This window comes from Pseudooceanicola sp. DL12 (assembly GCF_056270665.1).
Genome location: NZ_CM149884.1, coordinates 4228064 through 4252046, shown reverse-complemented (window position 1 = coordinate 4252046; position 23983 = coordinate 4228064). Strand labels below are relative to the sequence as shown.

The following is a 23983-nucleotide window of genomic DNA, read 5'->3' as shown; positions in this document are numbered from 1 at the left end:
ATATGCCGTCAATCCGCGCGGGGTGCCTTGCCGCACTTCTTTTGCTGAACGGAGCGATCCCTGCGTTGGCGCAGGACGTGACTCTGACCTCGCGCGACGGCGCGGTGGCGGTCAGCGGCGACCTGCTGGGCTTCGACGGCGAGTTCTATCGGGTTCAGACGGATTACGGCGAGCTGACACTGGACGGTTCCGGCGTGCTCTGTAACGGGCCGGGGTGTCCCGATCTGGAGGCCTTCGTGGCCGAGCTCTCGATTTCGGGTGCGGCGACGGTTGGCAATATCCTGATGCCCGCCCTTGTCGAAGGTTTTGGGTTGCGGCACGGCTATGGCGTGACGCGCAAGGCGCTGTCTCCGGGAGAGGTGCTCTATGCCCTGACTGATCAGGAAAGCGGGCGCCTGGTCGGCGAATTCACCATCCATAGTGCCAATACCGACGCCGGTTTCGATGATCTGCTGAATGCGGATGTCGACCTGGTGATGGCTCTGCGCGAGATCCGGCCGGCAGAGCTGAAAGCGGCGCGCGGGGCCGGCCTCGGAGACCTGACCCAGAAGGGACGGTCACGGGTTCTGGCGCTGGACGCGCTCGTGCCCATCGTGGCACCGGGCAATCCGGTGACACAGATTTCGCTGACCGATCTGGCGGGAGTGCTCTCGGGGCAGATCGACAACTGGATGGCGCTTGGTGGGCCGGATGCGCCGATTGACGTTCATGTGCGCGACCTGAGCAGCGGCATCGGTCAGGCGGTGTTCGACAAGCTCCTGGTGCCGGGGGAGACCCAGCTGTCGCGTACCGCGGTGCAGCACATTAGCGACGCGGAGCTGCGCAATGCCGTGCTGTCGGATCCCTTCGCTCTCGGCGTCTCCAGTGGCAGCGAGGTGGGAGATGCGCAGCCTCTGGGCCTTGGTGGCACCTGCGGTTTCGCCCTGCAAGCGACCAATCGGAATGCCAAGACCGAGGATTACCCGCTGACTGCGCCGGTCTTTCTCTATCAGCCTGCACGCCGCTTGCCGAAACTGGCGCGGGAATTCCTCGCCTATACCCGCAGCGACCAGGCGCAATACGTCATCCGACGGGCCGGATTCGGCGACCAGCTGCCAGAGGAGATCCCCATTGCCGAGCAAGGCACGCGGATTGCCAATGCGATCGACAAGGCGGGTCCGGAAATCAGCCTTGAGGAACTTCAGCGCATGATGCGCACCCTGCGCGGCATGGATCGCATCTCGACCTCCTTCCGGTTCAAGGCCGGCTCTTCGCAGCTGGATGCGCAATCGCGCAGCAACGTGGCCTTGCTCGCCCAGGCGCTGGAGGGCGGTCAGTACGATGGCCGCCAGGTGCTCCTCGTGGGCTTTTCCGATGGCGAGGGGGACGCCGAAGCCAACCGCGAGATCGCAGGCAGGCGGGCGCAGGCGGTGTTAACGGCGGTGCTCGCCAATGCCGAAACCCTTGATCCGGAACGGGTAACGCTCGACACGGAGGCCTTTGGCGAGGCGCTGCCCATGGCCTGTGATGACAGTGCCTGGGGGCGGCAGGCGAACCGGCGGGTCGAGGTCTGGGTGCGCTAGGGCCTACGCTCCGGGGGCAGGCCGTCGATCGCGTCCGTCAGGTCCGCAGCCATGCGACGTACCATTTCGCCACAGCGGGCGACCTTTTCGGGTGTCATCCGGGCGGCCAGGCCGGAGACGGAGATCGCGCAGGCGGGTTCGCCTTCCGGGCCCCAGACCACGGCGGCAACGCACCGCAGCCCGATCACGAACTCCTCGTCGTCGATGGCAAAGCCCTGCTGTCGGATGCGGGCAATCTCGGCTTGGACAGCCTCCGGGCGGGTCAGGCTGTGGGCCGTGGCGGCGCGAAAGCCGTGACGCCGGATCATTCGGTCGATCTCCTTGTCGCTTCGGGTGGCCAGGATGGCCTTGCCCATGCCGGAGCACAGCACCGGCACCCGTCCGCCGGGTGGCGAGATTGCCCGCATGATCTCCCGGCTCTCGACCTGGCTGAGGGTCACCACCTCGCCATCCTCGATCACGCCCAGGTTCGCGGTTTCCCGCGTTGCATCGCGCAGGCGCCGCAGAAAGGGCACCGCAGGAGCCACGAGGTTGCGCGACAGTACGTAGGCGGCGCCCACCGCATGTGCCCTGCGGCCCACATGCCAGTGGCCGGAGGCGGCATCAGACTGAAGGAAACCACGCAATTCCAGAGTGGTCATCAGGCGATGTGCGGTCGAGGCGGCCAGCCCCGCGCGACGGGCGGCCTCGGAGAGTTTCAGCCCGTCGGGTTCTGCCGCGACCAGTTCCAGCAGGTGCAGGGCCCGGTCCACTGATTGCACGCTTTGCGACTCTGCCATGGGGTAGCCTTTCCATTTCCGGTGGAGAGCTTTCCATATCGTGGAAAGCTGCGCAATTCCCGTCGCCTTGGGCCACCTGCGCGCTATGGTGCCGTCAACGATTCAGGAGAATGCCATGACCCAATATGTGACCCGCGCCGGTCTGTCGGTTGCCGCCCCGCTTGCCGACCTGGTGGAGGCGGAGGTTCTGCCCGGCCTGGAGGTTGAGGCCGAGGAATTCTGGGCCGGCTATGCCCGCATGCTGGGTGATCTCGTGCCCGAGAACCTGCGGCTGCTTGAGGTGCGTGAAAGCCTGCAGCAGCAGATCGACGATTGGCTGCTGGCCCGCAAGGGGCAGCCCTGGGATGCTGAGGGCTACAAGGCCTTTCTGACCGAGATCGGCTATATCGTGCCAGAGGGCGGCGATTTCACGGTTGGCACCGAGAATGTCGACCCGGAGATCGCCACAATTGCCGGCCCGCAGCTGGTGGTGCCGGTAATGAACGCGCGGTTCGCCCTGAATGCTGCCAACGCCCGCTGGGGCAGCCTCTACGATGCGCTTTATGGCACGGATGCCATTCCTGGCGCGCCGGAGGGCAATGGCTATGACCGGGCACGCGGCAAGCAGGTGATGGCCTGGGCGGCGGAGTTCCTCGACCTGGCGGTGCCGCTGAAGAGCGCAAGCCATGCGGAAGTCACAAGATATCGCCGCGAGGGCGAGGCACTGGTGGCTGAGGCAAACGGTGCCGTTCATGGCTTCAAGGACACCCATGTCTTTGCCGGCTACCGCGAGGACGGCGATACCGCGACCTACCTGCTGCGCCACCACGGGCTGCACATCGAGCTGAAGATCAACCCATCCAGCCCGGTCGGGCAGGACAGCCCCAGTGGCCTCTGTGACGTTGTCATGGAATCGGCCATCACCGCGATCCAGGACTGCGAAGACAGCGTCGCGGCCGTTGATGCCGAGGACAAGACCGACGTCTATGCCAAGTGGCTGGGCCTGATGAAGGGCGACCTGAGCGAGACTTTCGTCAAGGGTGGCAAGGAGATGACACGGAGCCTGAACCCGGATCCGGAATACCTCTCGCCTGCGGGTGAGACCTTTGCGCTGCCTGGTCGCGCGCTGATGCTTGTGCGCAACGTCGGCCACCTGATGACCACCGATGCGGTGCTCTTCGAGGGCGAAGAGACGCCCGAGGGCATGCTTGATGCGCTGGTGACCGTCGCCTGCGCCATGTACGACCTGAAAAAGACCGAAGGCCTGCGCAATTCCCGTTGCGGCTCGGTCTATGTGGTGAAGCCCAAGATGCACGGCCCGGAGGAAGCAGCCTTTGCCGAGCGTCTCTACTCCGAGGTCGAGGCGATCCTTGGCCTGCCGCGGAACACCGTGAAACTGGGCGTGATGGACGAGGAGCGCCGCACCTCGGTGAACCTGCGCGAATGCATCCGTGCCGTGAAGGACCGCTGCGTTTTCATCAACACCGGCTTCCTCGACCGCACCGGCGACGAGATCCACACCTCGATGCACGCCGGGGCCTTCGTGCCCAAGGGCGAGATGAAGGATGCGGCCTGGCTCTCGGCCTACGAGAACGGAAATGTCGATACGGGGCTTGAGGTTGGCCTGCAGGGCCGCGGTCAGATCGGCAAGGGCATGTGGGCGAAACCCGATGTCATGTCCGAGATGCTGAGCACCAAGATCGGCCATCCGATGGCCGGTGCAAACACTGCCTGGGTGCCCTCTCCGACGGCGGCGACCCTGCATGCGACGCATTACCACGAGGTCGATGTTGCAGCCCGCCAGGAAGAGCTGAAGAGCCGCGCGCATGCGTCGCTCGATGCGCTGCTGACGCCGCCGCTGCTGGGTGGCCGCAACCTGACCGACGAGGAAGTGAAGCGCGACCTGGACAACAACTGCCAGGGGATCCTGGGCTATGTCGTCCGCTGGATCGATCAGGGCGTGGGCTGCTCCAAGGTGCCGGATATCCACGACGTCGGCCTGATGGAGGATCGCGCCACGCTGCGGATCTCGTCGCAGTACCTGGCCAACTGGCTGTTGCACGGGCTGGTGACCGAGGACCAGGTGATGGACGCGCTGAAGCGCATGGCGGTGAAGGTCGATGCCCAGAACGCCGGTGATCCGGCCTATGTGCCCATGGCGCCCGGCTTTGACGGCGTGGCCTTCGCAGCGGCAAAAGACCTTATCTTCAAAGGGGTTGAGCAGCCGTCCGGCTATACCGAGCCGGTCCTTCATGCCCGCCGCCGCGAAGCCAAGGCGGCACAGGCATGATCACCGTCAAGCGGCTGGAGATCGCCGACGCCCGCGTGATGATCGCGGGCGCCAGGGCAAAGGCGGAGGAGATCGGCGTGCCGATGTGCATCGCTGTGACGGACGAGGGCGGCACGTTGCTGGCCTTCGAACGGATGGACGGGGGCAAGGTGCCCTCGGTCACCATCGCCATCGACAAGAGCTATACCGCGGCAGGGCTGCGCAAGGGCACGCACGAGCTGCAGGCCGGCGCCCAGCCGGGCGCGCCGGCCTATGGCATTGCAGGCGCGGCCGGCGGCCGGGTGATGGTCTTTGGCGGTGGGCTGCCGGTTCTGGTCGAGGGCGAATGCCTGGGCGGAATCGGCGTAAGTTCAGGCACTTCCACCCAGGACATGGAGGTGGCGCACGCCGGGCTCGCTGCCCTGGAGGAGATGCTCGGGGGCTAGAGATAGCCCTCGCCGCGAAAGCTCAGCTCTCGCGATTTTCCGATGATGATGTGGTCGTGCAGCGTGATGCCAAGCGCCTGCGCGGCCGCCATCACATGCTGTGTCATGTCGAGGTCCGCCTGCGAGGGCGACGGATCTCCTGACGGGTGATTATGTACCAGAATCAACGCACTGGCGTTATGGTGCAGGGCGCGTTTCACAACCTCGCGGGGGTAGACAGGCACGTGATCCACGGTGCCAGAGCCCTGTTCCTCGTCGGCGATCAGGGTGTTCTTGCGGTCCAGGTAGAGAACGCGGAACTGCTCGGTCTCTCGGTGCGACATGGCGGTGTGGCAATAATCCAGCAGCGCATCCCAGGAGGAAAGCACCTGGCGCTGCATGATCCGTGCCCGGGACAGGCGCCGCGCGGCAGCTTCGATCAGCTTCAACTCGCAGATCACGGCCTCGCCAACCTCCGGAACAGTGGCCAGCCTCTCTGGCGAGGCTGAAATCACCCCGTTGAAATCACCGAATGTTTCCAGGAGCTTGTGCGCCAGGGGTTTCATGTCCCGGCGGGCGTTGGCGCGAAATAGGACCAGCTCGAGCATTTCGTAATCGGGCAGGGCCTCGGCCCCGCCGGCCAGGAAACGGGTGCGCAGGCGTTGGCGGTGATCGCGGATATAGGAGGGCAGGCGCCCCTGCGGCAGTGCAACGGCGTCGGCCTCGTCCGGCTCGAAGAGGGGCAGGGATTTCTCATGGAATTCGCGCGGGTTACTCATCCCGCCAGCATCGCCAAAACTGGTTAGCAGGCAGTTAATTTCAGGCCCGCCAACGACGTCGGTATTCCGAAAATCGCATATCTGTAAGCCCCTGAAATCGCCAGATTCCAACGTCGGTATTACGTCGGTATCGCGTCGGTATTGCGTCGGTGCGATTTTGCTACGGGATGGGAGTATGCCGCCGTGAAAAGGGCGCTGTCCTCATGCCATTTTCCTGTTCCAAACATACCCGCCGGAGGCATGGTGGAGCGCATGCAAAAGGGCGGCACGATGGCCGCCCCTTGGGATCTGGTCCGAAGGCGAGAGGGCGTCGCCGGAGATGTCCCGGGACGACGCCCGTTTCATTCCCGGGGCTTCGCCCGTAATCTGACCAAAAGGTCCACTGGACCTTTTGCCGGCCCCGCAGGGCCGGTTTGTCAGATTACCCCTTCATCGAATCCCAGAAGTTCTTCACCGATTTGAAGAAGCCCTCGCTCTCCGGGTTGTTCTCGGCCGAAAGGTCGGAGAACTCGCGGAGCAGCTCCTTCTGGCGATGGGTCAGGTTCACCGGGGTCTCGACGGCCAGCTCGATGAACATGTCGCCATGCGAGGAGCCACGCAGCGCCGGCATGCCCTTGCCACGCAGACGCATCTGCCGGCCGGACTGGCTGCCCTCGGGGATCTTCACCCGCGAGCGCCCGCCATCGATCGTGGGCACCTCGATGTCGCCGCCAAGCGCGGCCGAGGTCATCGACACCGGCACGTGGCAGAACAGGTTGGTGCCCTCGCGCTCGAAGATCGGGTGCTTGGCCACGTCGATGAAGATGTAGAGATCGCCCGCAGGCCCGCCGCGCAGACCGGCCTCGCCCTCGCCGCCGAGGCGGATACGGGTGCCGGTTTCGACGCCGGCCGGGATGTTCACGGAAAGCGAACGATCCTTCTCGACACGGCCCTGGCCGCCACAGGACTTGCAGGGGTTCTTGATGATCTGGCCGAGGCCGCCACAGGTCGGGCAGGTGCGCTCGACCGTGAAGAAGCCCTGCTGGGCCCGCACCTTGCCCATGCCCGAGCAGGTCGGGCAGGTGGTGGGCTCGGCGCCGCCCTCGGCACCGGAGCCGTGGCAGGTGTCGCATTGCACCGAGGTGGGCACCTTGATCGACTTCTGCAGGCCGGTATAGGCCTCTTCCAGGGTCACGCGCAGGTTATAGCGCAGGTCGGCACCGCGGGTGGCGCGCTGGCGCCCGCCGGGCTGACGCCCGCCCATGAAATCTCCGAAGAGATCGTCGAAGACATCGGAGAAGGCAGAGGCGAAATCGCCCTGGCCGCCGGCACCGGGGCGCGCCCCGCCGCCCATGCCGCCCTCGAAGGCTGCGTGGCCATAGCGGTCATAGGCGGCCTTCTTGTCTGCGTCCTTGAGAACCTCGTAGGCCTCGTTCACTTCCTTGAACTGATCCTCGGCCTTGGGGTTGTCGGCGTTGCGGTCGGGGTGAAGCTCTTTCGCCTTGGTGCGATAGGCTTTCTTGATCTCGTCCGCGCTGGCCCCTTTGGAGATGCCGAGTACGTCGTAATAATCTCGTTTTGCCACTTCAGGTCATCCCTTCCTTGGAACGATGAAGGCCGGCCCGCCCGATGGGAGGACCGGCCCCAGAGGTTCCTCAGCGGCGGCTGGGGTCAGCCACGCTTGTTGTCATCCAGGTCCTCGAAGTCGGCGTCGACGATATCGTCGTCGTCCGAACCGCTTGCCTGATCGGCCGCGGCAGGTTCTTCCTCGTCGCTACCCTCGGAGGCCTGCGCCTTGTAGATCGCCTCGCCCAGACGCATGGCCGCTTCGGTCACGTTCTGGATGCCGGCCTTGATCTTCTCGGCGTTGTCGCTTTCCAGCTCGTCCTTGAGCGCGGCAATGGCCAGTTCGATGGCCTCGACGGTCGAGGGGTCGACCTTGTCGCCGTGTTCCTCGATCGACTTCTCGGTCGAGTGCACGAGGCTTTCGGCCTGGTTCTTGGCTTCGACGAGTTCCTTGCGGGCCTTGTCGGCCTCGGCATTTGCCTCGGCGTCCTTGACCATCTGTTCGATGTCCGCGTCGGAGAGACCACCGGAGGCCTGGATCGTGATCTTCTGTTCCTTGTTGGTGCCCTTGTCCTTGGCACCCACGGACACGATGCCGTTGGCGTCGATGTCGAAGGTCACTTCGATCTGCGGCATGCCGCGCGGTGCCGGCGGGATGTCCTCGAGGTTGAACTGGCCGAGCATCTTGTTGTCGGCAGCCATCTCGCGTTCACCCTGGAACACGCGGATCGTCACGGCGTTCTGGTTGTCCTCGGCGGTCGAGAAGACCTGGGACTTCTTGGTCGGGATCGTCGTGTTGCGGTCGATCAGGCGGGTGAAGACACCCCCCAGCGTCTCGATGCCGAGCGACAGCGGCGTCACGTCGAGCAGGACCACGTCCTTGACGTCACCCTGCAGCACGCCGGCCTGGATGGCAGCGCCGAGCGCCACGACTTCGTCCGGGTTCACGCCCTTGTGGGGTTCCTTGCCGAAGAACTTGGTCACTTCTTCCACGACGCGGGGCATCCGGGTCATGCCGCCGACGAGAACGACTTCGTCCACTTCGGAGGTCGAGATGCCGGCATCCTTCAGGGCAGCCTGGCAGGGCTTCAGCGAGGATTTGATCAGGTCGGCGACGAGGCTTTCCAGCTTGGCGCGGGTCAGCTTCATGACCATGTGCAGCGGCTGGCCGTTGGAGCCCATCGAGATGAACGGCTGGTTGATCTCGGTCGACTGGCTGGAGGAGAGCTCGATCTTGGCCTTTTCGGCGGCTTCCTTCAGACGCTGCAGGGCCATCTTGTCCTGGGTCAGGTCGACGTTGTGCTCTTTCTTGAACTCTGCGGCCAGGTAGTTGACGATCCGCATGTCGAAGTCTTCACCGCCGAGGAAGGTGTCGCCGTTGGTGGATTTCACTTCGAAGAGGCCATCGTCGATCTCGAGGATCGTGACGTCGAAGGTACCGCCGCCGAGGTCATAGACCGCGATGGTGTGGCTGTTTTCCTTGTCGAGACCGTAGGCGAGGGCAGCTGCGGTAGGTTCGTTGATGATCCGCAGGACCTCGAGCCCGGCGATCTTGCCGGCGTCCTTGGTGGCCTGACGCTGGGCGTCGTTGAAGTAGGCAGGCACGGTGATGACGGCCTGGGTCACTTCTTCGCCGAGGTAGCTCTCGGCGGTTTCCTTCATCTTGCCGAGGATGAAGGCGGAGATTTGCGACGGCGAGTATTTCTCGCCCTTGGCTTCCACCCATGCGTCGCCATTGCCACCGTCGATGACGGTGTAGGGCAGGTTCTTCTTGTCCTTGGCAAGGTGTGCGTCATCGGCGCGGCGGCCGATCAGGCGTTTCACGCCGAAGATGGTGTTGGAAGCGTTGGTGACGGCCTGGCGCTTGGCCGACTGGCCGACGAGGCGTTCTTCGTCGGTGAATGCGACGATCGAAGGCGTGGTGCGCGCACCTTCGGAGTTTTCGATGACCTTGGGTTGCGAACCATCCATGATGGCGACGCAGCTGTTGGTGGTGCCGAGGTCGATACCGATCACTTTAGACATGTATGTTATCCCTTCTACTTAAGGCGATGTTCCGGGCCGCAGACCCGTTACGGCATCAGCGTCCCGATCCGGTAGCGGCAGTCAGATGCCTGTCTGCCTGGCTTCTGGGCGTATATAAGGAGGGGGTTTCGGCCCTGCAAGCCGGTCACGAGCCGGAGAGCGGCAAAAAACCATTGTTTTGTCAGGTGGGGCTTCATCATGCGTCAAGGATTTGGCGCGGGAGGGGCGCCCCGCATGGTACTTGGCAGCATTTTGCCGGCAGCAGGTGGTGCGTGGCCGCGGGGCCGCCCGCAGGACGTGCGGACGGATTCGGGGCTGCAACCGGCCGAACGGGGCCGGTCAGGTCGGGGTCAGGCGAAGAAGTCTTCGAGCCCGGTGGCGCGGAGGCTGAGGGCCCAGAGCTTTTCCTCGGCCTCCGGGTCGCGTTCGGGAGGCAGCAGGAGAGCGGGGCCGGTGCGGGCCTTGGCATCGGGGCCGAAGAAATCGCCGCCCTTCGCCTCTGGGTCGAAGGTGGCGCGGGCGAGGCCGCAGGTGCCGTCCTCCTGGCTCTGGGCGATCTTCAGGGTGGACGACAGGATGTAGCGGTCGAGGATCGTGTCGCCGCCGGCCAGGGCCGTCTTGGCCTGGAGGCCGCTGTCGGCGGGGCCGGGATGGGCGCAGAGCGCCTTGACCGCATTGCCGGGGCGGGCGTCGGCGTGGGTCTGCAGCGCATAGGTGAAGAGGATGTTGGCGAGCTTTGACTGTCGGTAGCGGCGCCACTTGCCCATGCCGGGCCAGCCGTCCCCGCCGAGATCGCCGCCGCGGGCCTCGAGGAAGCGCGGCTCGAGGATGCCGCGCGGGGCGCTGCGCGACTTGCGCGCGCCGGAGGAATGGCTGACCACCCGCGCCTCGCCGCGCAGGGCGGCGGCATGATCGAGCAGGGCCCAGATCTCGTGCGTCAGCAGGAAGTGCGACAGGTGGTTGGCCTGCATCTGGATGTCGAAACCATCCTCGGTGGCCTGGTCGGGCAGGCCCATCAGCCCGGCGTTGCAGACCAGCGCGTCGATCCCGCTGTCGCCGAAGCCCGCGCGCAGGGCGGCGCCGGCGGCGCGCACCGAGGCAAAGCAGGTCAGATCGCAGTGCACGAGGGTGGCCGGGCCAATCTGCTGCAGTTCGGCGAGCGCGCGGTCGGCGCGCTCCGACGGGCGGTTGAGCATCACCACATGCGCCCCCTTCGAGGCCGCGGTGCGGGCGAGCACGAGGCCCATGCCGGAGGTGCAGCCGGTGATCGCCACCACCTTGCCGGCCTGGTCGGGCAGGCTCTCTGCCAGGGCGTGGTAGTGCAGCGTCTTTGGCGGGGTGCGCGGTGCCATCGGGGCCCTCCTGTCGGGATCGATAGATGTTTACACTGGAAATATCTGGCGGAGTCCGGACCCGTCAATGAAAATATTTACACTGGAAACATGATGCGGGATAAAGGCCCGATGACGCAGGATAAAAAGTATCACCACGGAAACCTGAAACCGGCGCTGGTGCGCGCGGGCCTGGACATTCTCGAGGCGGAGGGGCTGGAAAAGCTGTCGCTGAGGGCCTGTGCCGACCGCGTGGGTGTCAGCCATACCGCGCCCAAGAACCATTTCGGCAATGTCACCGGCCTGTTGAGCGCCATCGCCGCCGAGGGCTATCGTCAGCTGCATGTGCTGATGGAGGACGAGGCGGGCGAGGGCGCGGGCCCCGCAGAGCGGCGCGCGGCGGCCTTTCGCAGCTACGTGGCCTTTGCAAAGGCGCATCCGGCGCTCTTCGAGCTGATGTTCTCGCGCCGCAGGATCGATTTCGCGGACCCGGTGCTGAAGGCGCCGATGGCCGATTGCGCGGCGGTGCTGCGTGAGATCTCGGCGGGGATGATCTGGGACAAGGACGATACGCCCGAGGCGGAGAAGCGCGCCCAGATGCTGAACTGGTGCATCCTGCACGGCTTTGCGGTGCTGACCATCCAGGGTGTCTTTGACAAGGACGGCATGCGGCACCTGGGCATCGGGGACATCATGCCCGATTTCGCCTATCGGGGCCCGGAGGGAAGCGGGGAGGGCGCGGCATGAGCACGGCGCTGACGATCCGCGGGGTGGAGATCCACCAGCAGGCGCTGGACCGCGCCGCGCAGGAGGTGCTGCTGGAGGACCTGCGCGCGGTGCAGGCGGCGGCGCCGCTGTTTTCGCCCGAGACGCGCTGGGGCAGGAAGATGTCGGTGCGGATGACCTCGGCCGGCAAGTACGGCTGGTATTCCGACCGGCGCGGATACCGGTACGAGCGGCAGCATCCGCAGGGCAGCGACTGGCCACCGATTCCGGAGCGGGTGCTGGACCTGTGGCGCCAGGTGACGGGGCTGGAGCGGCAGCCCGACTGCTGCCTGATCAATTTCTACGGCGAGGGTGCGCGGATGGGTCTGCACCAGGACCGCGACGAGGCCAGCTTCGACTGGCCGGTGATGTCGGTGTCTCTGGGCGATGACGGGCTGTTCCGCATCGGCAACATCGAGCGCGGCGGCAGCACGGAATCGATATGGCTGAAGTCCGGCGACGTGGCGCTGCTGACCGGGCCGTCGCGGCTGATCCATCACGGGGTCGACCGGATCCGCCCGGGGTCCTCGACGCTGTTGCCGAAAGGCGGGCGGATCAACCTGACCTGCCGGGTGGTGGATTGAGCCGGAGCGGACCGCTCAGCGCTTGGCGCCCCAGCTGATCGAGACATGGCGGCTGGTGTAGAACTCGGCGATCAGCCCGATGCAGAAGATCGCCAGCGAGACCTTCAGCGCATAGGAGAGCGAGGTGTATTGCGGCGTGTAGTTGATGAACATGTAGCCGCGCGCCTGGTCGATGATGTGGAACAGCGGGTTCCAGTCGAAGATATTGCGCATGCTGGAGGGCAGGTCGTTGGCCAGGAACATCTTGCCCGAGGCCAGCATGTTGAAGCGGGTGTAGAAGGTCTGGAGGATGGCGCCAACGGCGGGGGCCCAGGGAATGAAGGCCTTGAAGCAGAGGCCGACGGCAATGCCGTAGAACCACGACAGCATGATGCAGCCCAGCACGCCGATCGGATCATAGATCGTGAAGGGCGTGACGATCACCCAGTAGCCGAAGAGCAGCACGAAGAGCGACAGGAACTGGATGTAGATCGAGGAGAGGGCGCCGGCGCAGATCTGGATCAGCGGGTTCATCGGCGCGTGCTGCATCATCGGGGAGGAGGCATCGCCGGCATGTGAAATCGCCGCCAGCGTCCGCACGTGGGTCATGTAGATGAAGACGCCGCTGAGCAGGAAGAGGAAGAAATCGCCCCGGATCGCCGAGCGCCGCACCCCGAGCAGCACGTAGAAGAGGTAGAAGACCAGCACCATGATCCCGATGGTCACCAGGTTCATCAAGATGGACATGAAGGCATTGGTATGGGTCGAGCGGACCTTGTGCGCGGCGGTGTGAAACGTGAGCTCGGACATCGACAGGACCGTCTGCAGCCTGTTGGTCGGTCGCTTCTGCTTGAACATTCGGGGTGGCTCCGCTCGCTTGGCCGTCTGCGCAGGGCTGCTGGCGGGGCCAGCCTGTCAGGGATGTGCTGCGATTTGGTTGCCGCGCGCGACCTGACTGCGGTGCAGCATAGGGCCAAGCGGGGGGCCGATCAATCGACCGCGGCGGCCGGGGCGGGGAAATCGGAGGGGCGGGAGGGCGTGTGCATCCGGGGGTTGAGTCGCGCCCGGGGCCACAGGGCGGGTCACAGGGCGGGCCGGAGGCGGCGCAGACCGTGGGCAGGGGGGGCGCCGGCGGACGGACAGGGCAAGGATGTTTGCCGAGTGGTCAGAAAATGCGCGAGAAGGCGTCAGCTGCGGAATGCGACCGGCAATGAAACGCCTGTGGCAAGATATCTGTCGCGTTTTTGCTCTTGCTGTGGAACTGATGCAGTCATTAAGCCATTGTACGATAGAATATTACGCAAGCGCGGCGCCCGATCCTAAATCCGTCACCGTTCCATGCTATTGAAGTGAGTTATTAGCGGGCCAAGTTTCTGGTTTGGGTTCGCATTTCAAAACCGGACGAGTCCGGTTTTATGCAAAGAAGTTGAGGACACATCGTGAAGACCAAAGTCACCAAAGCCATTTTCCCTGTCGCCGGTCTGGGCACGCGTTTTCTGCCCGCCACCAAGTCGGTCCCCAAGGAGATCATGACTCTGGTCGACCGTCCGCTGATCCAATACGCGATCGACGAGGCCCGCGCGGCCGGCATCACCGAGTTCATCTTTGTCACCTCGCGCGGGAAATCCGCGCTGGAGGATTACTTCGATCATTCGCCGACGCTCGAGGCCGACCTTGAGAGCAAGGGCAAGGACGCGCTGCTCGAAGTGCTGAAGAGCACCTACATGGACAGCGGCGCCATCGCCTATATCCGCCAGCACCAGGCGCTCGGCCTGGGCCACGCGGTCTGGTGCGCCCGTCGCCTGATCGGCGACGAGCCCTTTGCCGTGCTGCTGCCCGACGACGTGATCGCCGCCGACAAGCCCTGCCTGCAGCAGATGGTCGAGGCCTATGAGGAAAACCCGGCGTCGATGGTCGCGGCCATGGAAGTGCCGATGGAAAAGGCCAGCGCCTATGGCGTGCTGGACGTGAAGGAAGACATGGGCTCCGTCGTCTCGGTCAAGGGCATGGTCGAAAAGCCCAAGGCCGGCACCGCGCCGTCGAACCTGGCGGTGATCGGGCGCTACATCCTGACGCCGGACGTGATGAACAACCTCGACAAGATGAAGACCGGTGCCGGGGGCGAGGTTCAGCTGACCGATGCCATCGCCGACGAGCTTACCGCCGGTCGGCCGGTGCACGGCTTCCGCTTCAAGGGGCAGCGCTTCGATTGCGGCTCCAAGGCGGGCTTCCTGCAGGCAACCGTCGCCTTTGGCCTGGCCCGCGACGAGCTGCATGACGAGCTCTATGGCTACCTCCAGGACATCATGCACGTCGACCAGGCGGCGCAGTAAGCCGGGGCCGCACCCGCGGCTCTTCGCAATCTTGACGACAGGCGCCCCGCAACGGGCGCCTGTTCGCGTTTCGGGAGGCCGGTGGCGAATCGCATCTGTGCCCGAATCGCGAAACCGCCTATGGGTGGCCTTTGCGGGCCGCGCGGGATCGTGGTGCAAGCATGGAAGGCGGACGTGCAGGACGAGCAGCGAAATCCGACGGGCGTGGCGGAGCCGCTGACGCTGAGCCGGGCCGAGGCCTATCGCATGCGATGGAAGCGGCGGCGCCTGCTGTGGCGTTCGTTCCGCTCGCGCCACGGGCTGACGGTGCTGTCGGACCGCACCGGCGCGATCCGCCCGGGAGAGATCCTGGCGGTGATGACCCTGCGCAACGAAATGCTGCGGCTGCCATTTTTCCTGAAGTATTACAGGGATTTGGGCGTGTCCCATTTCCTGGTCGTGGACAACGGCAGCGATGACGGCAGCGCCGAGATGCTGGCACGGGAAGGTGATGTGTCGCTCTGGCAGACTGAAGGGAGCTATCGCGCTTCGCGCTTTGGCCTCGACTGGATGACCTGGCTGCAGATGCATTATTGCCACGGCCACTGGTGCCTGATGCTGGATGCCGACGAACTTCTGGTCTGGCCCGGAGCGCTGGGCGCGGACCTGCGGGCGGTGACCGCGACGCTGGAGCGGCGGGGGCAGGCGGGGCTGGGGGCGCTGATGCTGGATCTGTTCCCCAAGGGGCCGCTGGGCATGGCGCACTACCGCCCCGGGCAGGACCCGCGCGAGGTGCTGCAGTGGTTCGACGCGGGCCCCTACCGGGCGACGCGCCAGCGGCCGGTGAACAATCTCTGGGTGCAGGGCGGCACCCGCGAGCGCGCGCTGCTCTCGGCCACGCCGGAGCGGGCGCCGACGCTGAACAAGCTGCCGCTGCTGCGCTGGAACCGCCAATATGCCTATGTGAACTCCTGTCATTCGGCGCTGCCCCCGTGGCTGAACGGGCTCTACTCGGGGCCGGGGAGCGACCAGGCCTCGGGGATCCTGCTACATACGAAGTTCCTGCCCGATGCCCCGGAACGGGCCAACCGGGAGCGTCGGCGCGGCGAGCATTTTGCCCGGCCGGAGGAGTTTGCCGCCTACTACGAGGCCCTCGGCCGGGGGCCGGACCTGTGGCATCGGGGAGCGGTGAAGCTGGAAGATGCGGGGCAGCTGGAGCGGCTGGGCCTGATGTCTGCGGGCTGAGCCGCGCAGGGCCCCCGGCGCAGGGCGGCAACACCAGGATCCCGACGCGGGACATGATTCGTAAATGGATTGAAAATAGAGTGACTTGCGTGAGATAGTCTTAGGCATTCGGTGGGGATGCGTGACAAGGGCCGGGCGGCGCGACCGGTCTTTCGGACTTGGGGTACGGGACCATTCTGAAGTACTGGACTTCCTACAAGATGCGCATGCGCCGCCGCCGCAAGCTGGTGCGGGCGATGCGGAAATCCATGGAGCTGGCCGCGGTACAGGACCGCACGGCCACGATTCACCGCAATGACATCCTGCTGATCACCACGGTGCGGAACGAGAAGATCCGCATGCCCTATTTCCTGAGGTATTACAGGGATCTGGGGGTCAATCACTTCATCGTCGTCGACAACGGCAGCAGCGATGGCCTGCGCGAGTACCTGGCCGGGATGATGGATGTGAGCGTGTTTCACACCAAGGGCAGCTACAAGGACTCGGCCTTTGGCATGGATTGGGTCAACTACCTGTTGAGCCGCTATGCCCATGATCACTGGGCGCTGGTGGTCGATCCGGACGAGTTCTTTGTCTATCCGTTCTGCGACAGCCGCCCGCTGCAGGCGCTGACCGGGTGGCTCGACAATGCTGCGGTGCGCAGCTTTGCCGCCATGATGCTCGACGTCTACCCCAAGGGGCACCTGTCGGACACGCCCTATCACGAGGGGCAGAACCCGCTGGAGATCGCGAACTGGTTCGACAGCGGGAATTACTCGATCAAGCGCGATCCGCTGTACAAGAACCTGTGGATCCAGGGCGGGCCGCGGATGCGGGTTTTCTTTCCCGACGAGCCGGAGCAGGCGCCGGCGCTGAACAAGATCCCGCTGGTGAAATGGAACCGGCGCTATGCCTACGTCAGCTCGACCCACAGGCTGCTACCGCGGGGGCTGAACCTGGTCTATGATCAATGGGGCGGCGAGAAGGCCAGCGGCGTGCTGCTGCACACCAAGTTCCTCGACACGCTGACGGCCAAGGCCGAGGAGGAGCTGGAACGGCGCGAGCATTATGGCGCCAGCCGCGAATACCTTGCCTATCACGAGAAGCTGAAGACCGACCCCGAGCTGTGGTGCAAGTGGTCGGAGAAATACATCAACTGGCGCCAGCTCGAGATCCTCGGGCTGATGTCCAAGGGCAACTGGGCGTAGGGGGCCGCTGCGGTGAGCGTCGGGATCATCATGCTGGTGCATACCGCCCTGCGGCGGGCCGAGCAGGTCGCGCGCCACTGGTCCGCGGCGGGCTGCCCGGTGGTGATCCACTGCGACCGCAAGGTGCCGCAGAAGGTCTACAAGCGGTTCCGCAAGTCGCTGTCGGACGTGGAGAACCTGCGCTTTGTCGAGCGGCATCGCTGTGACTGGGGCACCTGGGGGATCGTGGCGGCCACCCAGCTGGCCTCGGAGGTGATGCTGAACACCTTTCCGGACGTGCGCCATGTCTACCTGGCCTCGGGCTCCTGCCTGCCGCTGCGGCCGGTGAGCGAGCTGATCGACTATCTGGAGGACCGGCCGCGCACCGATTTCATCGAGAGCGCGACCACGTCGGATGTGCCCTGGACCGTCGGCGGGCTGGACGAGGAACGGTTCACCCTGCGGTTTCCGTTCTCCTGGAAGGCCCGGCGGCGGGCCTTTGACCGCTATGTGAAGATCCAGCGGCGGCTGGGGTTCAAGCGGCGGATTCCGGAGGGGATCGTGCCGCACATGGGCAGCCAGTGGTGGTGCCTGACGCGGCAGACGCTGTCGGCGATCCTGCAGGACCCGCGGCGCCAGGAGCTCGACCGCTATTTCCGCAAGGTCTGGATTCCGGACGAGAGCTACTTCCAGACCCTGGCGCGGAACTACTCGACCCATATCGAGAGCCGGTCCCTGACCCTTTCGAAGTTCGACTACCAGGGCAAACCCTATGTCTTTTACGACGATCACCTGCAGCTGCTGCGGCGCTCGGACTGCTTTGTCGCACGCAAGATCTGGCCGCGGGCCAACCGCCTCTACAAGGCCTTCCTGACCGACGAGGCCGGGGCGATGAAGCGGACCGAGCCGAACCCGGGCAAGATCGACCGGATCTTCTCGCGTGCGGCGGAGCGGCGGACCCTGGGACGCCCGGGCCTCTACATGCAGAGCCGCTTTCCCAGGGACGGCCACGAGAACGGGCTGACCGGGGCGCCCTATTCGGTGTTCCAGGGGTTCACCGAGCTCTTCGAGGATTTCGAGGGCTGGCTGGCGCGGGCCAGCGGCGCGCGGGTGCATGGGCATCTCTTCGGCCCCGGCGATGCGCAGTTCGCCGGCGGGCAGGAGGTGATCAACGGCGCCATGTCGGCCTCTGGCGTGATGCGGGATTACAATCCGCGGGCCTTTCTGACCAATCTGAACTGGAACACCCGCGGCCAGCGCCAGTGTTTCCAGTACAGCCCCGCCGCCAACCAGGAGATCGCCTGGGACATGGCCAAGGACCCCAATGCGCAGATCACGGTGATCTCGGGCGCCTGGGCGGTACCGCTGTTTCGCACCAATGCCAATTTCGCCGATATCCGGGCCGAGGCGGCGCGGCTGCAGAAGATCGAGAGCGAGTTCCTGGGTACGCTGAAGTCGCATTACGCCAAGGCGCGCCATCGGGTCTGGACCATGGCGGACTTTGTCGAGGCGCCGATGGAGCCGCTGCAGTCGGCGGTGGACGAGATGGGCGGCCGCTCGGCGCGGCGCCTGTCGGAGGTGCCGCAGATGGTGGACCTGACGGGGTTTGGCCAGTTCCTGCAGAACCTGAAGAACCAGGGCATGCATCCCTACCTGATGGGGGATTTCCCGGTCACAACGGGCCAGGGGCCGCGCCGGGCGGAGACCCCGCGCAAACCCTACCTGGTGAAGAAGTGAAGAGGCCGCGCCCGCGCGGGATGGGATGAGCAGATACGATTACTTCATCGTCTTCGCCGAGATGCGGACCGGATCGAATTTCCTTGAGGCGAACCTGAACGCGCTGGAAGGCGTCGCCTGCCTGGGCGAGGCCTTCAATCCGCATTTCATCGGCTATCCGAACCGCGACGACTGCCTCGGGATCAGCCTGGCCGCGCGCGACGCCGATCCGTTGGCGCTGATCGCGGCGGTGAAGGCGGCGCCGGGGCTGAACGGGTTCCGGTATTTCCACGACCACGAGCCGCGGATCCTGCAACAGGCGCTGGACGATCCGCGCTGTGCCAAGATCGTGCTGACGCGGAACCCGGCCGAGAGCTATGTGAGCCGCAAGATCGCCCAGGCGACGGGACAGTGGAAGCTGACCGACGTGCGCCGCCGCAAGGAGGGCAAGGCGGTCTTTGATGCCGAGGGGTTCGAGGCGCACCTGGAGGAGTTGCAGGGGTTTCAGCTGAGGCTGCTGCGGGCGCTGCAGGTCACGGGGCAGACGGCATTCTACGTGGATTACGAGGACCTGCAGTCGCTCGAGGTGATGAACGGGCTGGCGATGTTCCTGGGGCTGGAGGCGCGGCTGACGGCGCTGGACGGATCGCTGAAGGTGCAGAACCCGGCGCCGCTGGAAGACAAGGTCGAGAATTTCGAGGAGATGGCGCAGGTGCTGGCCCGGCTGGACCGGTTCAACCTGTCGCGCACGCCGAATTTCGAGCCGCGCCGGGGGCCGCAGGCCAAGGGCTTTGTCATGGGCGAGCGGCTGCCGCTGATCTTCATGCCGCTGCGCGGCGGCCCAGAGGCCGAGGTGGAGGCCTGGATGCAGGCGCTGGAGGGTGGTGCGCTGCTCGGGGAGCTGTCGCAGAAGGGGCTGCGGCAGTGGAAGCGGGCGCGGCCGGGCCACCGAAGTTTCACCGTGCTGCGCCATCCGCTGGCACGGGCGCATGCGGTTTTCTGCAGCCGGATCGTGGCCCTGGGGCCGGGTGCCTTCGCCGACATGCGCAAGCTGCTGCGGCAGAAATACGACCTGCCGCTGCCGGGGCCCGCGCAGGAGTATCCAGCCGAGCAACACCGCAGCGCCTTCCTGGGGTTCCTGGATTTCCTGAAGGCGAACCTGTCGGGGCAGACCGGGGTGCGGGTGGACCCGCACTGGGCCAGCCAGGGCGCGCTGCTGGAGGGCATGGCGCAATTCACCCTGCCCGATGTTCTGATCCGGGAAGAGGACATGGCTCGGGACCTGCCGGCGCTGGCCCTGCGCCTGGGCGCCGGGGGCGCTGCGCCGGAGCGGGCGGCAGAGGACGTGCCGCATGCGCTGGCGGCGATCTACGATGCAGAGGTCGAGGCGCGGGCCCGCGACGTCTATCAGCGCGATTACATGATGTTCGGTTTCTCGGACTGGAGCTGAGCCAGCGCCGCGCGGAAGGGCGCGGCAGGGGCATCCGCCAGACCCAGGGCCGTGGTGCCGGGATGCGCGGCCAGGTGCCGGTCGACCATGGCCAGGCCAAGCGCATAGCCCGCCCAGACGGGCATCTGCCCGGCGCCGAAGAACCATTCCCCGTGGGCATAGGCGATATCGTCGAACTCGGCCTCGGCGCGCCGGGCGAGGGCGTCGAGCGCATGGCCGGTCACGGCGATCTCCCAGGGATCGGACGGCTCGTCGGTGATCTCGTGCACGAAGCGCTGGGCGAGGCCCTCGCTGACCAGAGCCTCTCCGAGGCTGCGGCCATAGCCCGGCCCCTCCCAGCGCAGGGCGTGATGATATTCATGCAGCAGAGTGCGCCGGAGCTGGCCGAGCCGTTCCGGCAGGGCGATGTCCTGGGCGAGATCCACCGTCACCTCGATCCGGCCGGGACCGGCGGCCATGCCGCTGACCGCGAGGGCGCGGGGCATCGGCAGATCGGCGGCGAGAAAGAGGACATCGAGGGCGAGTGCCGGTGCCTGTTCCTCGATCCGTGCCTGCAGGGCACGGGTTTCCGCGCGCAGGGCCTCTTCGATTTCGGTCAGGCGACCGCGGGCATTCAGGAAATGAAGGGTCCAGGGGACCATGTCAGGGCTCCGCCCGGCGAAGGGCCGGGGCGTGGGGGATATTGGGGGAGCGGTGAGGGCAGGCGGCTCAGGCCGCCTGCATGTCCTGATCCGAGGTCAGGATGGCATAGAGCGTCGCCGGATCGTGATTGGCGCGCAGCTTCTTGCAGAGCGCCTGATCCCGCAGGCTGCGCGACACCAGCGCCAGCGCCTTGAGGTGCTCGACCCCGGCGGCCTGGGGCGCGAAGAGCGCGAAGATCAGGTCGACCGGCTGTCGGTCGATGGCGTCGAAATCCACCGGCTTCTCCAGGAGGATGAAGGCACCGAGCACCTTGTCCATGCCGTCGAGACGGGCATGGGGCAGCGCGACGCCATGGCCGACACCGGTCGGGCCGAGGCTCTCGCGCTCCTGCAGGGCTTCCACGACACGCTGCTGGTCCAGCCCGTGTACGGACTGGGCCAGTTCGCCGATGTCATGCAAAAGGCGCTTCTTGCTCGACGCCGAAGCGATCACCTTGATCGCTTCGGGGCGGAGAATTTGTGACAGTTTCATTCTGCCTCTTATCTGGTTCGTGTGTGTCCACTGGCGAACCCGATCGGGCCCTAGCTACGTGGATCAATCCAGCCGATGTTGCCGTCGTCCCGACGATAGACCACGTTCACGCCGCTCTTGCCCTCGTTGCGGAAGACCAGCACGGGTGCGCCGGCCAGCTCCATCTGCATGACGGCTTCGCCGACCGAGAGCGACGGGATCTGTGTCTCCATCTCTGCAACGATAACGGGTTGCAGGGTTTCGGGTTCCGATTCCTCGCTGTCCTGATCCGAGGCGAGGATATAGGAGGATGCTCCGAGAAGTTCAACCGGCTGGACGCGGGTTTTCTGATGATCCTTCAACCTGCGCTTGTAACGGCGGAGCTGTTTCTCCATTTTCTCACAGCATGCATCGAATGCCGCATAGATTTCCGTGGCCTTTGCCTTGGCCTGGGCGGTCAGCCCGGTACTGAGGTGAACGGTGGCTTCGCAGATGAATTCATGTGCGCTTTTGGAAAAGATCACGGTGGCATCCGTGGGACGCTGTGCATATTTCTCGACCGCGATGTTCAGCTCCTGCTTGACGTGAGTCTGCAGGGCATCGCCGATATCGATCTGTTTTCCGGTAATTTGGTAGCGCATTCCGTCTCCTCTCATGACAATTCGGGCGTGGGCCGGCGCAATCGCGCCGCAACGCTCAGGTCCGAATGCTGCGGAAATAAGACAGTGCCGCGAGGGGCCATCGCTGTGCGATGACTTGGGCGGTCCCGCCGGAGCGGGCGCGGTATGTGTCACAACACAGGTTGGGGGTGCGTCGCGTAACTGTCATGTCCTCATTTGAGTGGCATGCGGTGATCCTGTCAACGGATTCCGGTAACCAGCCTTTCGGAAGCGTTTCCGCGCCGGGCGAAAACCGTGGCGGATCATCATGGTAAACGGGCCCCGGGCCAGGAGGGCGCCGCGGCTGAAACATGTTGTCGCAGGGAGGGTTAACCGGTGCCGGACGGCGGCGCGGCGGACCTAGCCGATGGAGAACGAATCACCGAGGTAGACGCGGCGCACGTTCTCGTCGGCCACGACCTCCTCCGGGGTGCCGGACATCAGGATGGTGCCGTCGTGCAGGATGTAGGCACGGTCGACGATCTCCAGAGTCTCGCGGACATTGTGATCGGTGATCAGCACGCCGATGCCACGGTTGCGCAGGTCCGCCACCAGGTGGCGGATGTCGGCAACCGAGATCGGGTCGACCCCGGCAAAGGGTTCGTCGAGCAGCACGTATTTCGGATCGGCGGCCAGGCAGCGGGCGATCTCGACCCGGCGGCGTTCCCCGCCCGAGAGCGCGAGCGAGGGGGCGCGGCGGAGGTGCTCGATCGAGAATTCCGAGAGCAGCTCTTCCAGGCGCTCACGCTTCTTGTGGCGGTCGGAATGGGTGATGTCGAGAATTGCGGCGATGTTGTCCTCGACGTTCATGCCCCGGAAGATCGACATTTCCTGTGGCAGGTAGCCGATGCCGAGCTTGGCGCGGCGGTACATCGGCAGGCCGGTCACGTCGATCCCGTCGAGGGTGACGCTGCCGGCCTCGGGAATGACAAGCCCCGCGACGGCGTAGAAGGAGGTCGTCTTGCCCGAACCGTTGGGGCCCAGCAGCGCCACCACCTCGCCCTGGTCGAGGGTCATCGAGATGTCGCGGATCACGACACGCTTCTTGTAGGACTTGCGCAGGTGATCGATGCGCAGGCCGGTGGAGCCGTCCTGTGCCCCGTGCCGGCCGCTGGATCTGTCTCGCGCCATCCGGGTCACTCGTCCTGCTGCAGAACGGTGCGGACGTTGCCCTGCATTTGGGCGGTCCCACCCTCGAGGTCGACGTTGAGCCGGTCGGAGGAGACGCTGGTATTGCCGCGCACCAGAAGCACGTCGCCGGTCATGATCACCTCGGCGGTGGTCAGGTCGTATTCGGCGCGGTCGGCCTCGGCGGCGTCCTCGCCGCTGACCAGCGTGACGTTGCCGATGGCGACCAGGCTGCTGATCTTCTTGCCGTCGAGGTCGTAGATCGCCTCGATCCGATCGGCGACGATGCGCATGTCTCCCTGTTCGACCAGGACGTTACCGGAAAACACCACGGCGCCGTCGGACTGGCTGACCGAGAGTGTGTCGGATTTCATCCGGACGGGGGCGGAGGTATCGGCATTGCCCGACCCGAAATCGAGCGCGTTGCTCTGGGCGAGGATCGGGCCGCAGGTTCCGGCGATGAGGACCGAAGCCAGCAGCAGGCTCCGGAGAGAAGACTTGGCTGCGAACAAGGGCAATCACTCCTGCGGTTTCTTGGGGTCGTACACCAGGTCGACGCCCTCGGTGAAGACCAAATACGCGTCACCCGTCCCGGGATCGGTGGTCAGTTGCATCTTGCCCGCGGTGAAGGTGCCCGGCGGCCCATTGGCGGCGACCGGGCCCAGGGTTTCGGCGCGCACCTCCTCCATCCCGGTTTCGAGCTGGTCCGTGGTGATCCGGTAGCCGGTCGAGGAGGTGATCACGACGTCCTGTTCCAGCAGCGCGGTATCGGTGTCGCGATCGACGAGCCCGGTGCCGGCGCTGAAGGCCACCGACTGGCCGCTGGTCAGGTCGATCTGCGCGGCGAGCGTCGTGGCCTTGAGCATGCCTTCGCCGAGAGGCTGGGCGCTTTCGGCGGTGAAGGCGATCAGGTCGCCGTCCTCGGTGGCACCGGCAAAGCTCGGCCGGGTGATGCGCTGGCTGCTGGCCAGTTCCTTGAGGTCGGTCTCGGAGAAGGGCAGCGAGGCGAGCGGATCGGCGCTGCGCGACAGCAGGAAGAGCGTCGACAGCAGGCCGATGGCGATCAGGGGCAGGATCACCTTGAGCCAGGAGACCAGCCGGGAATGGGATCTGACGCTCAACGCCATTTGGGG

General features: G+C 65.4%; 22 protein-coding genes. 10 read left to right on the top strand and 12 right to left on the bottom strand.

Annotated elements, in window-relative coordinates; translation table 11 throughout:
- The first annotated feature begins 2 nt into the window (after nucleotides 1-2).
- Nucleotides 3-1562 (top strand): phosphate ABC transporter substrate-binding/OmpA family protein, encoded by a 1560-nt coding sequence (locus AC0WR5_RS19875; RefSeq protein ID WP_475865586.1) that lies wholly within the window; start codon nucleotides 3-5, stop codon nucleotides 1560-1562.
- On the opposite strand, the gene AC0WR5_RS19870 is transcribed toward AC0WR5_RS19875, so the two are convergent.
- Nucleotides 1559-2341: an IclR family transcriptional regulator gene (locus tag AC0WR5_RS19870; RefSeq protein ID WP_475865584.1), complete on the bottom strand. Its 783-nt coding sequence runs from the start codon at nucleotides 2339-2341 to the stop codon at nucleotides 1559-1561. The genes AC0WR5_RS19875 and AC0WR5_RS19870 overlap by 4 nt on opposite strands.
- Nucleotides 2342-2456: 115 nt before the next feature.
- Between AC0WR5_RS19870 and AC0WR5_RS19865 the strand changes: the two genes are divergently transcribed.
- Nucleotides 2457-4610, top strand: a complete 2154-nt coding sequence (locus AC0WR5_RS19865) for a malate synthase G (RefSeq protein WP_475865583.1) — start codon at nucleotides 2457-2459, stop codon at nucleotides 4608-4610.
- Complete coding sequence (locus tag AC0WR5_RS19860) at nucleotides 4607-5035, top strand: GlcG/HbpS family heme-binding protein (RefSeq protein ID WP_475865581.1); 429 nt, start codon at nucleotides 4607-4609, stop codon at nucleotides 5033-5035. The genes AC0WR5_RS19865 and AC0WR5_RS19860 overlap by 4 nt, the downstream gene beginning before the upstream one ends.
- Here AC0WR5_RS19860 and radC read toward each other — a convergent pair.
- The 4 genes from radC to AC0WR5_RS19840 all read right to left on the bottom strand — a co-directional run bounded on the left by radC (nucleotide 5032) and on the right by AC0WR5_RS19840 (nucleotide 10715).
- Nucleotides 5032-5793: a RadC family protein gene (gene radC / locus AC0WR5_RS19855; RefSeq protein ID WP_475865579.1), complete on the bottom strand. Its 762-nt coding sequence runs from the start codon at nucleotides 5791-5793 to the stop codon at nucleotides 5032-5034. The two genes, AC0WR5_RS19860 and radC, sit on opposite strands and share 4 nt — an antisense overlap.
- 421 nt (nucleotides 5794-6214) lie before the next feature.
- Entirely contained in the window at nucleotides 6215-7357 is a 1143-nt protein-coding gene (gene dnaJ, locus AC0WR5_RS19850; RefSeq protein WP_475865576.1) for a molecular chaperone DnaJ, read from the bottom strand.
- A gap of 86 nt (nucleotides 7358-7443) precedes the next feature.
- Entirely contained in the window at nucleotides 7444-9363 is a 1920-nt protein-coding gene (dnaK, locus tag AC0WR5_RS19845) for a molecular chaperone DnaK (RefSeq protein ID WP_475865575.1), read from the bottom strand.
- 350 nt (nucleotides 9364-9713) lie between these two features.
- Complete coding sequence (locus AC0WR5_RS19840) at nucleotides 9714-10715, bottom strand: SDR family NAD(P)-dependent oxidoreductase (protein ID WP_475865573.1); 1002 nt, start codon at nucleotides 10713-10715, stop codon at nucleotides 9714-9716.
- A 111-nt stretch (nucleotides 10716-10826) separates the two neighbouring features.
- Between AC0WR5_RS19840 and AC0WR5_RS19835 the strand changes: the two genes are divergently transcribed.
- The gene (locus AC0WR5_RS19835) at nucleotides 10827-11441 is read left to right on the top strand and encodes a TetR/AcrR family transcriptional regulator (protein WP_475865571.1); all 615 of its coding nucleotides are present in this window, start codon (nucleotides 10827-10829) and stop codon (nucleotides 11439-11441) included.
- Entirely contained in the window at nucleotides 11438-12043 is a 606-nt protein-coding gene (locus tag AC0WR5_RS19830; protein WP_475865569.1) for an alpha-ketoglutarate-dependent dioxygenase AlkB family protein, read from the top strand. The genes AC0WR5_RS19835 and AC0WR5_RS19830 overlap by 4 nt, the downstream gene beginning before the upstream one ends.
- Before the next feature lie 15 nt (nucleotides 12044-12058).
- Here the strand turns inward: AC0WR5_RS19830 and AC0WR5_RS19825 are convergent, their stop codons facing one another.
- On the bottom strand, nucleotides 12059-12880 hold the full coding sequence (locus tag AC0WR5_RS19825; protein ID WP_475865568.1) for an ABC transporter permease: 822 nt from the start codon (nucleotides 12878-12880) through the stop codon (nucleotides 12059-12061).
- Between the two features lie 581 nt (nucleotides 12881-13461).
- Between AC0WR5_RS19825 and galU the strand changes: the two genes are divergently transcribed.
- The 5 genes from galU (at nucleotide 13462) to AC0WR5_RS19800 (ending at nucleotide 19911) form a co-directional block, all read left to right on the top strand.
- Nucleotides 13462-14355 (top strand): UTP--glucose-1-phosphate uridylyltransferase GalU, encoded by an 894-nt coding sequence (gene galU, locus AC0WR5_RS19820; RefSeq protein WP_475865566.1) that lies wholly within the window; start codon nucleotides 13462-13464, stop codon nucleotides 14353-14355.
- A 174-nt stretch (nucleotides 14356-14529) separates the two neighbouring features.
- Nucleotides 14530-15579 carry a glycosyltransferase family 2 protein gene (locus tag AC0WR5_RS19815; RefSeq protein WP_475865564.1) on the top strand — a complete coding sequence of 350 codons (1050 nt, stop codon included), beginning with the start codon at nucleotides 14530-14532 and terminating at the stop codon, nucleotides 15577-15579.
- 200 nt (nucleotides 15580-15779) lie between these two features.
- Nucleotides 15780-16766 carry a glycosyltransferase family 2 protein gene (locus tag AC0WR5_RS19810; RefSeq protein ID WP_475869077.1) on the top strand — a complete coding sequence of 329 codons (987 nt, stop codon included), beginning with the start codon at nucleotides 15780-15782 and terminating at the stop codon, nucleotides 16764-16766.
- 12 nt (nucleotides 16767-16778) lie between these two features.
- Nucleotides 16779-18482 (top strand): DUF5927 domain-containing protein, encoded by a 1704-nt coding sequence (locus AC0WR5_RS19805; protein ID WP_475865562.1) that lies wholly within the window; start codon nucleotides 16779-16781, stop codon nucleotides 18480-18482.
- 25 nt (nucleotides 18483-18507) lie between these two features.
- A complete protein-coding gene (locus AC0WR5_RS19800; RefSeq protein WP_475865560.1) occupies nucleotides 18508-19911 on the top strand; it encodes a nodulation protein NodH in 1404 nt (467 codons plus the stop codon).
- Here AC0WR5_RS19800 and AC0WR5_RS19795 read toward each other — a convergent pair.
- The 6 genes from AC0WR5_RS19795 to lptC all read right to left on the bottom strand — a co-directional run bounded on the left by AC0WR5_RS19795 (nucleotide 19878) and on the right by lptC (nucleotide 23977).
- Nucleotides 19878-20552: a DUF2268 domain-containing putative Zn-dependent protease gene (locus AC0WR5_RS19795; RefSeq protein ID WP_475865558.1), complete on the bottom strand. Its 675-nt coding sequence runs from the start codon at nucleotides 20550-20552 to the stop codon at nucleotides 19878-19880. The genes AC0WR5_RS19800 and AC0WR5_RS19795 overlap by 34 nt on opposite strands.
- A gap of 67 nt (nucleotides 20553-20619) precedes the next feature.
- Nucleotides 20620-21084, bottom strand: coding sequence for a PTS sugar transporter subunit IIA (locus tag AC0WR5_RS19790; protein WP_475865557.1), 465 nt, complete (start codon nucleotides 21082-21084; stop codon nucleotides 20620-20622).
- A gap of 50 nt (nucleotides 21085-21134) precedes the next feature.
- Nucleotides 21135-21704: a ribosome hibernation-promoting factor, HPF/YfiA family gene (hpf, locus tag AC0WR5_RS19785; protein WP_475865555.1), complete on the bottom strand. Its 570-nt coding sequence runs from the start codon at nucleotides 21702-21704 to the stop codon at nucleotides 21135-21137.
- Nucleotides 21705-22082: 378 nt separating this feature from the next.
- Nucleotides 22083-22853 (bottom strand): LPS export ABC transporter ATP-binding protein, encoded by a 771-nt coding sequence (gene lptB / locus AC0WR5_RS19780; protein ID WP_475865553.1) that lies wholly within the window; start codon nucleotides 22851-22853, stop codon nucleotides 22083-22085.
- A gap of 5 nt (nucleotides 22854-22858) precedes the next feature.
- Entirely contained in the window at nucleotides 22859-23362 is a 504-nt protein-coding gene (locus AC0WR5_RS19775) for an LptA/OstA family protein (protein WP_475865551.1), read from the bottom strand.
- 6 nt (nucleotides 23363-23368) lie between these two features.
- Nucleotides 23369-23977, bottom strand: coding sequence for an LPS export ABC transporter periplasmic protein LptC (lptC, locus tag AC0WR5_RS19770; RefSeq protein ID WP_475865550.1), 609 nt, complete (start codon nucleotides 23975-23977; stop codon nucleotides 23369-23371).
- Nucleotides 23978-23983 lie beyond the last annotated feature (6 nt).